Origin of the sequence: Nonomuraea sp. NPDC049480, from assembly GCF_044465905.1 — a bacterium.
In the GTDB taxonomy this organism is placed as follows: domain Bacteria; phylum Actinomycetota; class Actinomycetes; order Streptosporangiales; family Streptosporangiaceae; genus Nonomuraea.
The window spans coordinates 142,699-156,141 of sequence record NZ_JBITMD010000024.1; the positions used below are offsets into that span (position 1 = coordinate 142,699).

A 13,443-nucleotide genomic window follows, 5' to 3' on the forward strand; every position below is an offset into this window, starting at 1 on the left:
GAATGCCCAATTTTTCGGCACTTTTGGACACGCGCGCCCCGGCTTCCATGATCATGGAGTAGGTTTCCCGCGTATATCGCCGACAGAGGGAGATGCGTTGCGCCGTCGTCTCGTAGCGGCCGCCGCGCTGGTGCTCCTCGCGGCCTGCTCGCCGGCCCCGGAGCCGCCGCGGGCCCCGGCGGTCGAGGCGCCGTTCGTCTACGTCAACAACCTGGATGTCATCACGGAGTGGGATCCCAGCCGCTCCTACTCCAACGAGATCATCGCCTTCCAGAACGTCTACGAGACGCTCACCCTCTGGAACCCGGTCACCAAGAAGTCCACCCCACGCCTGGCCACGTCGTGGCGGGCCTCGGCCGACGGCCGGACGTGGACGTTCACCCTGCGACCCGGCGTGACCTTCCACACCGGCCGGCAGCTGGACGCCGCGGCGGTCAAGGCGTCCATCGAGCGCACCATCGCGTCCAAGACCGGCGCCTACTACATCTGGGACGCCGTCTCCTCCATCAGGGCCGAGGGCCCGGGGACCGTGACGTTCACGCTGAAGTACTCGGTCCCCCTGGACCTGGTGGCCTCGGCCGGGTACGCGGCCTACATCTACGACACCAAGGCGGCCCCCGACCTCGGCAAGTGGTTCGGCCAGGGCAAGGACGCGGGATCCGGTCCCTACACGGTGGCCACGTGGCGCAAGGGCGAGGAGGAGGAGCTCACGCTCAAGGCGTACGACAAATACTGGGGCGGCTGGAACAAGCCGCACTACAGCACCGTGAAGTACCGCGTCGTCCCCGACCCCGACCGGGCGTGGCAGCTGCTGCTGCGCGGCGAGGCGAGCTTCGTGGAGCGGCTCAACCCGCGCCTGTACGCCAAGGCGTCGGCCACGCCGGGCCTGCGCACGGCGGAGCGGCCGTCGTTCCAGACCGCGATGCTGCTGTTCAACACCGCGAGCGGCCCCATGAAGGACGTGCGGGTGCGCCGAGCCATCCAGCGGGCCGTCGACTACCGGGGCCTGATCAAGGACTTGAGAGGCGCCGGCTCACCGGCCAGCGGCGTCATCCCCGAGGGCCTGATGGGGCACGTGCCGCGCCGGGTGCCGCGCCAGAACCTGGCGGCCACCGAGCGGCTGCTGCGCCGGGCCGGCTACGGGCCGGGAGGCCGGCCGCTGCGGCTGCGCCTGACGTACGGGGAGGGCGACACCGACTGGCGCCTGCTGGCCACGCGGCTGGAGGCCACGCTGAAGCCGCTCAACGTCACCGTCGAGGCCAGGGCCATGCCGTGGACCGCGCAGTGGGAGCTGGGCAAGAAGCGCGGCCAGGACATCTTCATGATGTATTGGTGGCCGGACTACGCCGACGGCTACTCCTACTTCGGCAACGTCTTCCACCACGCCGACCCGCCGGTGTTCAACCTGACCTACCTCGACGACCCGGCGCTGGACGCGCTGCTGGAGACGGTGCCCGAGCTGACCGTGACCGACAAGACGGCGGCGCAGCGGGCGTACGAGGAGGCCACCAGGCGGGTGCTGGACCGGCGGGCCGCCGCCGCGGTGCCCTGGGTGGTCAACTACCAGCGCGCCTACCAAGGGACCATCCAGGGCTACGTCGACAACCCGGCCTACTCCGACGTGGTCTTCGTCTACGACTTGAGGCCATCGGGATGATCTTGGGCCCGCTCGCGCAGCCGGGTCCTGATCTCCTCGGGCGTGTAGGCGCGACGACGCCGTTCGGCGCGTGCGATCACCACTCCCGTGGCCGCCACACCCATGATTCCGGCCAGACCGAGCATCTTCCACCAGCGCATGTGCCTAGGCTAGCGGTGTGCTGACTCTCGACGAGGCCGTCAAGGTGACACGGACCGGCGATCTGTGGATCTTCCGCGGGCGCTCGGTGCCCGACCGCGCGATCCAGACGATGACCAACAGCCCGGTCAACCACGTGGGCATGGCCATCGTGATCGAGGACCTGCCGCCCATGATGTGGCACGCCGAGCTCGGCAGGTCCCTGCCGGACCTGTGGGCGGGCACGCACCACCGCGGGGTGCAACTGCACGACCTGCGCGGCGCGGTCACCGTGTGGGCGGACAAATACGGCCAGCGCGCCTGGCTGCGCCAGCTGGAGCCGGAGGCCACGCCGGAGATGGAGGACGCGGCCCTGCGCACGGTCGCCCGGCTCGACGGCACCCCGTTCCCGTCCACGGCCCGCCTGGCCGCCCGCTGGTTCCGGGGGCGCGTCCCGCGCCGGACCCGCAAGGAGGTGGCGCTGGAGAGCGCCTACTGTGCCGAGGTCGTGGCGGTCACGTACGAGGAGATGGGGCTGCTGCCGGCCGGCCGCCGCCCCAACTGGTACGACCCCGGCAGGTTCTGGAGCGGCGACGACCTCGAGCTGCTCACCGGGCACAGGCTCGGCAACGAGATCACCGTGGGAGTGGAGCGGACAAGGGCCTGATCCTGGTCAGCGGCGGCGTGACGGCCATGAGCGCGGCCACCGGCGCGAAGCCGACGCGGTGACACCCCGCCGGTCGCGGTGGTGGACGGTGCGACAGGGGAGGGCCGCGGACCCTGAACCGGGAGTGAACTGGGGGAACCGGTGGCACGCTAGGAGCATGCGCCTGGCTACCTGGAACGTGAACTCCGTCAAGGCACGCCTGCCCCGCCTGCTCGACTGGCTGGCCGAGACCAAGCCCGACATCCTTTGCCTGCAGGAGACCAAATGCCCTGCGGAGGCGTTCCCCATGGCGGAGGTGGCCGCACTGGGGTACGCCGCCGCGGCCCACGGCGACGGGCGCTGGAACGGCGTCGCGCTGCTGTCCAAGGCAGGCCTGGACGAGGTGACGCTGAGCTTCCCGGGCGAGCCCGGCTTCGGGGAACTCGACGGGGTCGGCGCCGCCCGCCCCGAGGCCCGTGCGATCGGGGCGACCTGCGGCGCGATGCGGGTGTGGTCGGTGTACGCCCCGAACGGCCGCACGGTCGACTCGCCGCACTACCTCTACAAGCTGGACTGGTTCGCGGCGCTCCGGGACGCGCTGGCGGCCGAGATCGCCACGGGGCCGCTGGTGGTGTGCGGAGACTTCAACGTGGCCCCGACGGACGCCGACGTGTGGGATCCCGCGCTGTTCGTCGGCGCGACCCACGTCACCCCCGCCGAACGCGAGGCACTGGCCGCGCTGCGGGCCCTCGGGCTGCACGACGTGGTGCCGACGCCGATGAAGGGGCCGCATCCGTTCACGTACTGGGACTACCGGGCCGGCATGTTCCACCAGAACAAGGGGATGCGCATCGACCTCGTGTACGCGAGCGCGGACGTGGCGGGGCGGGTGCGGTCGGCGTACGTCGATCGCGAGGCCCGCAAGGGGAAGGGGCCGTCCGATCACGCGCCGATCGTGGTCGATCTGGAGCCGATAATTTAATTACAAGTCGCTGCCGTCCGAGTATCCTGTGTTCTCAAATGTTTCGGGGACATTAACGCACTAAGGACCACAGGGGGGATCTCCGTGGAACCTGCAGACGGCCGCATCTTGTTATTCATCCTGCTCGGCCTGGCCGTATTCGCCCTCGGCCGCCGCTTCCAGACCATGATCCTCATGCGTCAGGTCTGGAAGCAGAGCGCCAGGCAGGTCACGGCCAGGAAGGTCGTCGCCCACAATGCGGCGAAGGCCATGATCGGAATAACGCTGATCTCGATATTCGTGATCTGGCTCGTGCTCAACCTGAACCAGGTCATGTGAAAAGCAGCCTTTAGCTGATTACCTGATCGCGGGATGGCCGGACAATTGGCCGGTATGCCGGTTTACCGCCTAATTGTCCGGCGTAGGGCGTGGGCAGTCAGAACGGCGATCCCGGCTGCCGTCAGGCTCACCGCCCGCGTCAGGCGTACGGCGCGGCGAATGTCGCTGACGTCCGGCTGGGGTCCGTCGCCCATGGCCGGCCGGTGCTCGGTTCGCCCGCCGTAGACGTTCGTGCCGCCGAGGGTGACCCCGAGCGCGCCGGCGAACGCGGCCTCGCAGCGCCCGGCGTTCGGACTGGGATGCCGGTGCCCGTCCCGCCGTAACACCACCAGCGCCCCGCGCCGATCCGGCCCGATCAGGACCGTGAGAAGCCCCGTCACCCGCGCGGGAACGTAGTTCGCCACGTCGTCGAGCCGCGCCGCCGCCCACCCGAACCGCTGGTAGCGCGGGGACCGGTGCCCGATCATGGCATCCAGCGTGTTGACCGCCCGGTACGCCAGCAACCCCGGGATCCCCGCCACCGCACCCCACAACAACGGGGCCACGACGGCATCGGAGGTGTTCTCGGCCAGCGACTCCACGGTCGCTCGCGCCAACTCGGGCGCCTCCAGAGCGGAGGGGTCCCTGCCGCACAGATGCGGCAGCCGTTCCCGAGCCCGCTCCAGATTGTCGCCTTCGAGCGCATCGGCCATGTACACGCCCTCACGCGCGAGCGTGGTCCCCCCGAGCACCGCCCATGTGGCCACGGCGGTGGCGACCGTACGCGCCGCCGGACTGGGCAGTCGCTGCGCCACCATCCCGAGCGCCGCCGCTCCGCCGGCACAGATCGCCACATGGACGACTCCACGCGCTTTCTGGTCGCCGTACAGGGCTCTTTCCAACCTTGAGGCCGCCCGTCCGAACACCGCGACGGGATGAGCGGCGCTACGAGGATCTCCGAGCAGCCGATCGAGCGCCACGCCGAGAGCGAGGCCCAGGGGATCACACCAAATGGGCATGAAGCTCATCTTCGTGCACATCCAGCCACGCCGCCGCCCGCCGGATGCGCTCACCCGCCCCGCCTGCCCACATCTGCGCCCAGTTGCCGCCGGCCGCGGCGCGGGTGCGCATGACCGCGTACGAGCGATGGAAGCGGAACCTCGCCAGTTCGAGGAGGCGGCGCCGGTCGCGGGCCGGGACGCCGTACGCGTCGCAGAAGAGCCGCAGCCGGGCGCCCACGTCGACGTTGCGGAGAAGCGGCGGCCGGTCGACGGGATCGGCGATGGGCGCCCAGTGCCGCAACGTGGTCACGACGTCGAAGAGCCTGGTGGTGGGCCGGGCCAGATCAAAGTCGATCAACGCGTAGGGGAGGCCGGCTCCCGCCCGAAAGATCACGTTATCCGGAGTCAAATCACAATGCCCGATGACTTCCGGAGCCTGATCATCATTCGACCCGCCTTCCCACCCCTCCATGGTCAGCGGAAACCCCAGCGTCGCATCATGAAAGGCCCGCAACAGCCCTCCTAAGCGCCCCAGGGCCTCATCGGTCACGCTCTCGAGCCGCAACCCCGTGGCACCGGGCAGATAGGTGAGCACCTCCCGCCCGAGCTCGTCCACCCCCACCACCCGCGGCGCCCCCGCGAACCCGGCGGCTTCGAGGTGCCTGAGCAAGGCGTGCACAGCGGGCGTGGACGCACTGACCGGCCTGCGAACGGTGTCACCGACCCGCACCACCCCGTCAGTCACATCCCCACCCTGCAGGGGTATCTCATGCAGGAGTGTCGCGACCATGCCACGACAGCTTAGACCCTCCCACCCCCCTCCCGCCTGGCCTTTTCCCTCCCTCGGCGACCCACAGAACCCCTGGCGACAAGCGCCCCCGTCTCACGCCGTCTCCCCCCAAATCCCCAGATCCCGGCCTCGATGTGCTCCTGGCGAACAGTGGGATCGGGGCCGCTGCTCGGGTGGGGATGTGACAAGACTGACGGACTGACACGTGAAAACGTGTGCGTGACAAGTCGCCGGATCATGCACAATAAGGCGGGAGCGCCCTTAGCTCAGCTGGATAGAGCACCGGACTTCTAATCCGACGGTCGCAGGTTCGAATCCTGCAGGGCGCGCTTCTTTGGCCAGGGAAAACCCGGGCCTGACCTGCGGTAACGCCGACCGCTCAACTTACGGCGTGTGTCACCGAGTGCCAGTTGCGGCCCTCGTGTGCCGCCGTTCGCGGACTATACGCGGATTGGTTTTGCCGTCCGCGGCGGCCTCCCGGGCGGGGGTGCCGCGGTGACGGCATCGGCTGCTCGCGTGTCGGACGCGCATGTTCTGGCCGCAGCGCCGTCGAAGGCACTCGTTCTGGCGTCCGTGCCGCGCGGCATGCGTCGCACCCCCGATCAGCAGGCGTTCCTGCGCGCCCTGCGTGAGGACCCCGAGGTGCTGGGCCTCCGCTACGACGGGTACGGCAACCTGCTCCGCGTCGCCCAGGTGATCGCCTGGGCGGCCGACTGGAAGACGATGTGCTCCCGGCCGACGATCGAGGGCGTCTGCGAGCGCACCGGCCTGTCCAAGGCGTCCGTGAAGCGCTGGGTCCGCTGGCTGCGTGAGCACGGCTGGCTCGGCGTCGTCGAGCAGGGTTCCACCGTCCGCTACCGGAAGGGCACGAGCGCGGGCCTGGAAGACGACGGCCTGGGCAACCGCGCGGCTCTCTGGGTGCTGTGCATTCCTCGCGACATCACGCCTGTTCCAACCGACAACACCAGCTCTGACCAGGAAGAACGCATAAGTGAACCCCCTTCCTTGTCTCTCCCTAGGAGAGACAAGGAAGATCCCACGCGCACGCGCGAGGCCCCTCGCGGTCCTCGCCGTAACCCGCGCATCTCGCCGCCGTGGGGTCTGCATCAATCGCCGAGGACCAAACGGGATCGACTTGCAGCGTGCGAGCGCTTGCGGCAGGAGTCGAACGTGCTCCGGCACATGACGCCCTGGTACCTGCGATGGCTGCTGCGGCCCTACCTCGTCGCTGGCTGGACTCCCGCCGACGTGCTGCACGCGCTCGACGTCCGCGCAGACGGCGGCGCGTGGACGTACACCTGGCGGAGCGCGGACGAGCTGCGGCATATCCCCGGCTGGGTCCGGAACCGGCTTGCAGCCTGGGTGAACCAGGACGGCCAGGCCCTGCCGTCGCGGTCGCAGCGCATCGCGGCGGACGTCGCTCGGCAGCGTACAGAGCAGGAGGCCCGTCGTCGCGAATGGGAAGAGCGGGCGGTTGCGGCTGGCCAGGTGTTCGCGCCGCGTATAAGCCGTGCCGAGGCGCTGGCTCCTGCGCCGGTCGCGGATGTGGTGGAGCGATCTGGTCCGAACGAGGCGTTCCGGGCGGTGCGTGCGGAGATGGAGCGGCGCCGCCAGGAGCGCGAGGCGGAGATCGCGGCGGCGCTGGCGTGGAGGCGTCGGTGAACCAAACTGAGGGGCCTGGCCTTGCTTCGCGCGGTGCTAAAGCAGACTTTGCCCCGGCCCGCTGCGGTGATCACGAGCGCGAGCGGGAGCGTGCCCGCCGGCGGGAGGCAGTACGGGATCAGGATCGGTGGAGGCCGGCGGACGCCGCCGCGGTCGAGGCAATCGAGCAGGCGGTCCTCCCGCGTGAGCCGAGCGCGTTCTACATCGCGGATTTGTCGCTTTGTCGCACTTCGGTCAGCCTTCTGTCCGTGCACGGCCGCCGACGCTGGCGTACGCTCAAAGAGTCGGAGGTGGCGGGATGTCTCTTCCTAACCGGGCCCCGTGGTGGCGGACACAGGCCTTCTGGTCGGCGTTCGCCAGCGCCTTCGACATGTCCGGCGCCCGCGCTCTCGACACGATGCTGAGCCCCCCTCCTCGGCGTCACACCGAGACATCCGCCGTCGAGGACGCCGCACCTGCCTGCGCCGACACTACGTCAACCACCATGCCGCTCTCGGACGAGCAGGTGCGGATGATCATCGCGCGGATCCCGCAGCGCTTCTCCCCGCGCAAGATTCAGCGAGTTGATGTCGAGGCCGCATTTGCCAAATTCGCTCCCGGTGCCCCGTTATCGGATGCACAAGTGGACGCACTGGTCGAGGTGTCTAGGCTGGCCGCGCAGATTGAGAGCCGCGAACTTGCCGTCCACGAGCAGCGCGCGTGGTCGCGCAGGTTCGATTTCCTACTTTTGTGCGTAATGGCGGCGCTGATGGCAGGCGTCGTTATTGCTTTCGTCGCTATTGTTGTCTCCTTGATTGGCACAGCCGCAGGACTCGCGAGCGGAATAACAGCAGGAATCGTGGCTGGTATAGCCGTCTTGGGACTGCTGGCAAGAGCCACCGTGACCCTGTCGCGAATGTCCGACGAGTCGTTCAGCTTCCGGCTGGGATGGAGAACCCGGCGGATGCCCAGTTCCCGTCGCCGTCAACATGATCCCCAGTCGGAGCGGTCGTCATGAGCCCTGCGCGTGAATCATCAACGGACCTGGCGCTGCTGAAGCTCGAGCACACCAAGGCTCTTGACAAGATGGAGCAGGAAAGAGCCGATCGTGAGCTAGACGAACGGCTGAAGCTAGCGCGCCGGGGCCAGTACTTGGGGTTCGCCTCGCTTGTGCTCATCCTGGGGACCGTCGTGCTGTTAGCCATGACTGGGCATGACGTGGTCGCTGGCTGTGTGGCTGTGCCGGGCGTGATGGCCATTGTGGGTGTGTTTGTGACAGGGCAGATGCGGATGCCGGCCTCGCTTTTGCCTGGGCGAGGAAAGAAGCCGGCGGCAGTTCAAACTGCGCCAGAGAGCGCCACCAACTAGGGGCGCCGTTTAGAGCCGCGCGAGAATCCAGCTGACCGGCGAAGGTAAGTGTGCGTCACGCGGAGACGCGTGTGTAGGCGTGTCATGGTCCACGCTGACGGACATTCTGACCGTGACGGTGATATCGGTGCATCAGATGTCTAAAGCGTCTAAGAAGCGATTACAACGCCTCTGAGCTGCATAAACGATCATATGCTCTCACTCCTATTGCATAGGTATACGAACGTGTGTTGATTCTGCTAAGATCGTCACGGTACCAACCAAGATCGAAAACTTTCCGACCAGCCAAAACGCCGAAGGAAGAACGGCATGAGCCACACCACGGCGACCGACCAAGCCCGCCCGATCGACCGGCAGACCCTCGCCCGCATCCTCGACGCCATGCAGGGAACCCCCGCCCACACCATCACCTCCAAGATCCCGGCCGAGGGCAGCCCCTCCATTTCCATCACCTTCCCCGGCATCACCCTCGACCGCCACGAGCTGGCGAACCGGTTCATCGACGCCGCTGCGAAGGTCGAGGGAGACGAGTTCGCTATCGACCTGGGCCGCCACGTGTTCGGATCGGGCCACGACGAGCCTTACCTGTGGCTGCCGAACACGGGCTTCGCTGACGATCTGTCGCGCATCCGCCCCGGCGTCATCCCCGGGCCGGCCGACATTGCGGCCGACGCCAGCGCCGCCGACGCCGACAAGGGGGACGTGCTCGATGCCATCGCCTGGTCCATCACATCCGCGCTGCTCGACACACATCACCCCTTCATCCCGTTCGGCGCCTGCCGCGACAAGGCGCGGGAGGTCCTGGGCAGGGTCTTCGACGAGGGTGCCCACGAGCCGACATATCCCGGGCTCGACTGGGTCGGCATCGACGGCCACATCAGCCGCGCCGTCGAGGGCGGCCTGTTCAATGGCGACCTGTACGAGCGGGCCGAGCAGGCCGGGGAGGCCACCACCACCGTGAAGATCGGCCACCACATCTCTGAGCGTGCCGCGAAACTGCTCCAGTCAGACACCTCCGCGCCCGCGCATGACCGTTCGGGGGCGCGTGACCACGCCTTCCGCGTCGCCTTCAATGAAGTGATCGGGCGGGCGCAGGACTGGGTCGAGGCCAACACCAGCCACGACCTCGACGGGCTCACGTACGACGACCTCACCGCCGAGGAGAGCGCGGCGCTGCTCGCTCACCTTGCTGCCTAGCCAATTCCGTAAGCGGTACCGATAACAGAATGCCGAAGCCCCGCCCACGGGCGGGGCTTCGCCTTGCCCGGAAGGAATCACGATGCTCGACCAGATCCCCGGCGCTGCTCAGGTCGCCTACGCCTGCCTGGCCGCCCGCGGCGGCACTATCACCAAGGCCCTCGGCTCCATCGCGTGGACGTACACCGCGCACCAGCCCGGCCCCTGGTCCGATGGCTTCTACCGCAACACCTGCGACAGCGTCCGGGACTACGCCGCGCACATCTACGACATGCTCGACGGCTACCGCCCCAACGTTCAGTTCGACGACGTGCGTCCCGAGCACTACAACGAGTTCATCCGCTCCGTGGTGCCAGCTTCGACGAGCCCGGCGACGAGCGGCTCTGTCCGATCGAGCTGGCCGATCACCTGCTCGACGGGCTGCGTAAGGCAGCTGCGCTGCGCGTGGAGTCCGGGGAGCACTTCAGCCGAACGTACTCGGACCTGAAGGTTGCGCTGGTGTCGCTGCTGCGCACTCAGTCCGTGGGCGTGAAGCTGGCCCAGGAGGCCATCGACCACGCGCCCGAAGCCTCGTTGTGTTGATCAAGCCGACACGTCGCACCTACCGCCTGCGGGGTCAGCCACCCGTTCCCAGGGACGATCCTGAAGCGACCTGGCGGCGGATCGGTCCCAGTCGCTTCGCAGCAGCACGCACACCGCGTACGGTGCGTCGTCCTGCTCTGCTTCAACCCCGTCAACCATGCCGCGGCTGCGGATTTCGCCCGCGTACCGCATGCCGATGCGCTCCATGACGGCACGCGAGCGCACGTTGTGACGCACTGTGCACGACACCACGGCTTGCGCCTCGAGGACGTCGAATGCGAACGCCAGCCCTGCCCGGCCGATCTCAGAGGCGTAGCCGCGTCCCCACCACTCGCGCCGTAGCGCCCATCCGATCTCGAGCCAGTTCGCGTGCGCGATGAACGGGCGGCGGCTCTCATGCGCGACGCGCACCCACGGCTCCGCCGGAAGGAACGTGTAGATCTGACCCCAGTCCTCGTCGACCGGTGTGCGCGACAATCCACCGCGACCGACGACCTCGCCACTCACTCGGTCGTACGCGATCCACTTGTGGACGCCATGCAAACGCCACGAGTCCCCGATTGACTTTGCCCACCGCTGCATCCGCTCCAGGCTCGGCTTCTCGTTGCCGTACCACGGCCACACCTCGTCGTCGGCATGCACACGCCACAGGTCAGCAGCGTTAGCGGGACCGGCCGGTTCAAGGCGCAGCCGCATCGTGAACCGGGAGCTACCGGCGCCTGCCCGTGGCGTATCTTCCACGCGGCACAGCGTCCCACGATCCAACCAGCCAGCTCAACGGCTTATATGAGCAGGCCATTCACCATCCTCCGCAGCCACATCATGATCTTGAACCGGCCGTGGGGTGCGCTCGAGTACGGCCCCGAGGTGCCCGAGCTATGTCTGCCCGCGGGCGTGTGGATCGACCGCATCAACCACTACAGCGTGCGGGTCCTTCCCGCCTGATCAGGAGATCATCTTGAAGATCGCCATCCCGATTCCCGTGCCAGGCCACGACATGGTCCCGCCGCCCGGTCAGGTGTTCCTCCGGCCCGACCACTCGTTCATCTGCGGCTGCGGCAACATCGCCGAGACCGGCGCGTTTCATCCCTGCACCGAGACCGGCGAACTGCTCGCCAACGACACCTACACCAACGGTGAGGAGAACCCCGCCTGGCGTGGCTACTACTGGTGCGGCGGTTGCGGAGAGATCGTTATTGACGCCCGCGAGCTGACGTTCCCCACGTCCTGAACGGCGAAGGCCGGACCCACGCCACATGGGTCCGGCCACCTATCACCAAGCCGCGCAGTTCTCACGCCAGGGAGAACCACAGGTCTCCCACAGTAACTCATCCGATCACCGAGATGCCCACCTGCACCAACCCTCCACACCTTGATTGGGAGCTGCACATGTTCGACGACGACTTCGGCGCCGAAGCCGAGGCAATCGAGACCGCCCGGCATGACGCCGACCTGGAACAGGCCGAGCTGGAGGCCGCGGGCGACGCCCTGTACGCCGCCTGCGACCGGATGAGGATCTGCCTGCACGGCGTCGTGTTCGACCGCCACAACCGGCCGGAGGTGCCGAAGGGCCACCAGCAGTGCAAGTTCTGCCGGAAGGTCGAGTCCTGGGAGTGGTTCAGGACAGACCGCGAGGTCTCCTACAAGCGACTGGAGGAGGCCGGAGTCCTGTGAACCTGCCCCTGATCGACGACCCGTGCCGCCGCTGCGGCGCCCGCGCTGGCCAGGAGTGCTTCGACTGGTGCTCGCTGCGCGACGACGAGTTCGACGGCGACGACTACGAGGTGTTCTCCGACGCCGACCCGGGCCTGTGACGGCGCCGGCCGAGGGGGTCACGTGGGATCGGCTGCAGGCGGACGAGCTCGGGCCATGTCGGGCCGCTGGCTGCAAGGCCGGGCAGGCGGCCGCCGCCGTGATCGTCGACGGACGGCGTTACCCCGTGTGCCGCGAGGACGCCGAGCTGATCCCCGGCTTCACCCCCAACCTGATCGCAACGAGGAGAAATCCGTGACGGATGACACCTTGCGCGCCCTGGTGCGCGCGACCCGGTACGAGGTATCGCCGCTGCCGCCGGATGATCCCGCCGCCCGTGACTTCACCCTGACCGTAGAGGAGCGGCGCTCAATCTGGCGTTCTGTGGCATGGGTGGTGACCGTCGATGGCCACCGCCTGATGGACCGTGACGGACGGTTCGAGTACGGCCCGTACGGCACGAGCGAGGAGTGGATCGCCGCTCACTACTTCGACGAAAAGACGGCGCTGGACCTGGCCACGGAATACGCCCCGACGCTGCGGAACTGGCGCGGCCAGGCCGCGACGGATGTGCTCGCCGCCCGCGCGGCCGGACTCGCCGAGGAGGCCGACCCTGCCTGACAAGCTCGTCGCCACCGGCAACAAGACGGTGGATGCCTACCTGAAGACGGCCCGGGCCATGCTCGTCCCCCAGCGGACGCTGGAAGACGCCGAGCGCCGTCTCACCCGCGCGCAGGAGAACGACCGCAGGCGCTACGGCTTCGGCGGAGCGGCCGAGGCCAGGCAGCGGGCCGAGCGGCGCTACGACGAGGCCAACCGCGACATGAACTCCGCGTGGCGGGCCGAGAAAGCAGCCGCGGTCGCGTCCTGCGCCGCCGATCTCAACGTGCACGCCAAGGCGGCGGCCGCCGTCGAGGTGATGTGGATCGACTTCTACAACCATCCCCGCTACCAGCAGGAGGTCTGAATGAACCCGCACACGTTAGAGGCCCGCGCCGGCATGGCGCACTGGCAGGTCGGCGCCGCGCCGTACGACGGCGGCCACGCCCTGGTGATGGTCCGCGACGATTGGGAGATCAAGGTCGCGTTCGTGGGCGCCGCACCCATCAAGGCCGCGATCCGCAAGCCCGGCCTGGAGGCGTGGCATCACCTTGACCGGCGCGCGATCACCACGCACGTGCGCGGCCACCGCGACCAGATGTCGATGTTCCGCATCGGCGACCGGGTGAAGGTCGGCACCCGGTACGGGACCGTCACCGACATCTTCGTCGAGACCCCGACCGCGCTCACCAGCCGGGCCTGCCCCGTCCGCCTGTTGGTCGCCTACGGAGAAGGCGACCACGGCACCCCGTACGTCACGTCCGCGCTACGTCTCGGACTGCCGACCCCCATCTCGCAACACTAGGCCCAATT

The 13,443-nt window shown here is 68.2% G+C and carries 21 protein-coding genes and 1 tRNA gene; 18 read left to right on the plus strand and 4 right to left on the minus strand.

Translation table 11 applies throughout. The features are described 5' to 3' along the window. Positions 1-97: 97 nt before the first annotated feature. Positions 98-1,657, plus strand: coding sequence for an ABC transporter substrate-binding protein (locus ACIBX3_RS46320; protein WP_397127052.1), 1,560 nt, complete (start codon positions 98-100; stop codon positions 1,655-1,657). On the opposite strand, the gene ACIBX3_RS46325 is transcribed toward ACIBX3_RS46320, so the two are convergent. Continuing rightward, complete coding sequence (locus ACIBX3_RS46325; RefSeq protein WP_397127110.1) at positions 1,633-1,797, minus strand: hypothetical protein; 165 nt, start codon at positions 1,795-1,797, stop codon at positions 1,633-1,635. The genes ACIBX3_RS46320 and ACIBX3_RS46325 overlap by 25 nt on opposite strands. A gap of 17 nt (positions 1,798-1,814) precedes the next feature. Here ACIBX3_RS46325 and ACIBX3_RS46330 point away from each other — a divergent pair, with 17 nt between their 5' ends. The 3 genes from ACIBX3_RS46330 to ACIBX3_RS46340 all read left to right on the plus strand — a co-directional run bounded on the left by ACIBX3_RS46330 (position 1,815) and on the right by ACIBX3_RS46340 (position 3,720). Further along, positions 1,815-2,441 (plus strand): hypothetical protein, encoded by a 627-nt coding sequence (locus ACIBX3_RS46330; RefSeq protein WP_397127053.1) that lies wholly within the window; start codon positions 1,815-1,817, stop codon positions 2,439-2,441. 157 nt (positions 2,442-2,598) lie between these two features. Continuing rightward, positions 2,599-3,402: an exodeoxyribonuclease III gene (locus ACIBX3_RS46335; RefSeq protein ID WP_397127054.1), complete on the plus strand. Its 804-nt coding sequence runs from the start codon at positions 2,599-2,601 to the stop codon at positions 3,400-3,402. Between the two features lie 84 nt (positions 3,403-3,486). Then, a complete protein-coding gene (locus ACIBX3_RS46340) occupies positions 3,487-3,720 on the plus strand; it encodes a hypothetical protein (protein ID WP_397127055.1) in 234 nt (77 codons plus the stop codon). Between the two features lie 62 nt (positions 3,721-3,782). Here ACIBX3_RS46340 and ACIBX3_RS46345 read toward each other — a convergent pair whose 3' ends face one another. Then, positions 3,783-4,718 carry a cobalamin biosynthesis protein gene (locus ACIBX3_RS46345; RefSeq protein ID WP_397127056.1) on the minus strand — a complete coding sequence of 312 codons (936 nt, stop codon included), beginning with the start codon at positions 4,716-4,718 and terminating at the stop codon, positions 3,783-3,785. Then, positions 4,702-5,445, minus strand: coding sequence for an aminoglycoside phosphotransferase family protein (locus ACIBX3_RS46350; protein ID WP_397127057.1), 744 nt, complete (start codon positions 5,443-5,445; stop codon positions 4,702-4,704). The genes ACIBX3_RS46345 and ACIBX3_RS46350 overlap by 17 nt, the downstream gene beginning before the upstream one ends. Before the next feature lie 300 nt (positions 5,446-5,745). On the opposite strand from ACIBX3_RS46350, the gene ACIBX3_RS46355 reads away from it, so the two are divergent. The 6 genes from ACIBX3_RS46355 (at position 5,746) to ACIBX3_RS46380 (ending at position 10,183) form a co-directional block, all read left to right on the plus strand. After that, positions 5,746-5,819, plus strand: a tRNA-Arg gene (locus ACIBX3_RS46355). 187 nt (positions 5,820-6,006) lie between these two features. Then, complete coding sequence (locus ACIBX3_RS46360; RefSeq protein WP_397127058.1) at positions 6,007-7,152, plus strand: hypothetical protein; 1,146 nt, start codon at positions 6,007-6,009, stop codon at positions 7,150-7,152. Between the two features lie 298 nt (positions 7,153-7,450). Further along, entirely contained in the window at positions 7,451-8,149 is a 699-nt protein-coding gene (locus ACIBX3_RS46365; RefSeq protein WP_397127059.1) for a hypothetical protein, read from the plus strand. Further along, positions 8,146-8,499, plus strand: a complete 354-nt coding sequence (locus ACIBX3_RS46370; RefSeq protein WP_397127060.1) for a hypothetical protein — start codon at positions 8,146-8,148, stop codon at positions 8,497-8,499. Before ACIBX3_RS46365 ends, ACIBX3_RS46370 begins: the two co-directional genes overlap by 4 nt. Before the next feature lie 309 nt (positions 8,500-8,808). Further along, positions 8,809-9,696, plus strand: coding sequence for a hypothetical protein (locus tag ACIBX3_RS46375; protein WP_397127061.1), 888 nt, complete (start codon positions 8,809-8,811; stop codon positions 9,694-9,696). An 82-nt stretch (positions 9,697-9,778) separates the two neighbouring features. Further along, a complete protein-coding gene (locus ACIBX3_RS46380) occupies positions 9,779-10,183 on the plus strand; it encodes a hypothetical protein (protein ID WP_397127062.1) in 405 nt (134 codons plus the stop codon). Positions 10,184-10,278: 95 nt separating this feature from the next. Here ACIBX3_RS46380 and ACIBX3_RS46385 read toward each other — a convergent pair whose 3' ends face one another. Further along, positions 10,279-10,974, minus strand: coding sequence for a GNAT family N-acetyltransferase (locus ACIBX3_RS46385; protein ID WP_397127063.1), 696 nt, complete (start codon positions 10,972-10,974; stop codon positions 10,279-10,281). A gap of 90 nt (positions 10,975-11,064) precedes the next feature. Between ACIBX3_RS46385 and ACIBX3_RS46390 the strand changes: the two genes are divergently transcribed. The 8 genes from ACIBX3_RS46390 to ACIBX3_RS46425 all read left to right on the plus strand — a co-directional run bounded on the left by ACIBX3_RS46390 (position 11,065) and on the right by ACIBX3_RS46425 (position 13,435). Further along, entirely contained in the window at positions 11,065-11,223 is a 159-nt protein-coding gene (locus ACIBX3_RS46390) for a hypothetical protein (protein ID WP_397127064.1), read from the plus strand. Positions 11,224-11,236: 13 nt separating this feature from the next. Next, entirely contained in the window at positions 11,237-11,509 is a 273-nt protein-coding gene (locus ACIBX3_RS46395) for a hypothetical protein (protein ID WP_397127065.1), read from the plus strand. A gap of 158 nt (positions 11,510-11,667) precedes the next feature. Next, on the plus strand, positions 11,668-11,952 hold the full coding sequence (locus tag ACIBX3_RS46400) for a hypothetical protein (protein ID WP_397127066.1): 285 nt from the start codon (positions 11,668-11,670) through the stop codon (positions 11,950-11,952). After that, entirely contained in the window at positions 11,949-12,092 is a 144-nt protein-coding gene (locus tag ACIBX3_RS46405) for a hypothetical protein (protein ID WP_397127067.1), read from the plus strand. Before ACIBX3_RS46400 ends, ACIBX3_RS46405 begins: the two co-directional genes overlap by 4 nt. Further along, positions 12,089-12,289: a hypothetical protein gene (locus ACIBX3_RS46410; RefSeq protein WP_397127069.1), complete on the plus strand. Its 201-nt coding sequence runs from the start codon at positions 12,089-12,091 to the stop codon at positions 12,287-12,289. Before ACIBX3_RS46405 ends, ACIBX3_RS46410 begins: the two co-directional genes overlap by 4 nt. Further along, the gene (locus ACIBX3_RS46415) at positions 12,286-12,651 is read left to right on the plus strand and encodes a hypothetical protein (RefSeq protein WP_397127070.1); all 366 of its coding nucleotides are present in this window, start codon (positions 12,286-12,288) and stop codon (positions 12,649-12,651) included. The genes ACIBX3_RS46410 and ACIBX3_RS46415 overlap by 4 nt, the downstream gene beginning before the upstream one ends. Then, a complete protein-coding gene (locus ACIBX3_RS46420) occupies positions 12,599-12,997 on the plus strand; it encodes a hypothetical protein (protein WP_397127071.1) in 399 nt (132 codons plus the stop codon). Before ACIBX3_RS46415 ends, ACIBX3_RS46420 begins: the two co-directional genes overlap by 53 nt. Continuing rightward, entirely contained in the window at positions 12,998-13,435 is a 438-nt protein-coding gene (locus ACIBX3_RS46425) for a hypothetical protein (protein WP_397127072.1), read from the plus strand. Positions 13,436-13,443 lie beyond the last annotated feature (8 nt).

Bases quoted from the DNA above. Each gene is read 5' to 3' on its own strand.
- ACIBX3_RS46325 (WP_397127110.1), bottom strand. From the start codon at position 1,797: ATGCGCTGGTGGAAGATGCTCGGTCTGGCCGGAATCATGGGTGTGGCG.
- ACIBX3_RS46335 (WP_397127054.1), top strand. From the start codon at position 2,599: ATGCGCCTGGCTACCTGGAACGTGAACTCCGTCAAGGCACGCCTGCCC.
- ACIBX3_RS46345 (WP_397127056.1), bottom strand. From the start codon at position 4,718: ATGCCCATTTGGTGTGATCCCCTGGGCCTCGCTCTCGGCGTGGCGCTC.
- ACIBX3_RS46365 (WP_397127059.1), top strand. From the start codon at position 7,451: ATGTCTCTTCCTAACCGGGCCCCGTGGTGGCGGACACAGGCCTTCTGG.
- ACIBX3_RS46370 (WP_397127060.1), top strand. From the start codon at position 8,146: ATGAGCCCTGCGCGTGAATCATCAACGGACCTGGCGCTGCTGAAGCTC.
- ACIBX3_RS46375 (WP_397127061.1), top strand. From the start codon at position 8,809: ATGAGCCACACCACGGCGACCGACCAAGCCCGCCCGATCGACCGGCAG.
- ACIBX3_RS46380 (WP_397127062.1), top strand. From the start codon at position 9,779: ATGCTCGACCAGATCCCCGGCGCTGCTCAGGTCGCCTACGCCTGCCTG.
- ACIBX3_RS46385 (WP_397127063.1), bottom strand. From the start codon at position 10,974: ATGCGGCTGCGCCTTGAACCGGCCGGTCCCGCTAACGCTGCTGACCTG.
- ACIBX3_RS46390 (WP_397127064.1), top strand. From the start codon at position 11,065: ATGAGCAGGCCATTCACCATCCTCCGCAGCCACATCATGATCTTGAAC.
- ACIBX3_RS46400 (WP_397127066.1), top strand. From the start codon at position 11,668: ATGTTCGACGACGACTTCGGCGCCGAAGCCGAGGCAATCGAGACCGCC.
- ACIBX3_RS46420 (WP_397127071.1), top strand. From the start codon at position 12,599: ATGTGCTCGCCGCCCGCGCGGCCGGACTCGCCGAGGAGGCCGACCCTG.
- ACIBX3_RS46425 (WP_397127072.1), top strand. From the start codon at position 12,998: ATGAACCCGCACACGTTAGAGGCCCGCGCCGGCATGGCGCACTGGCAG.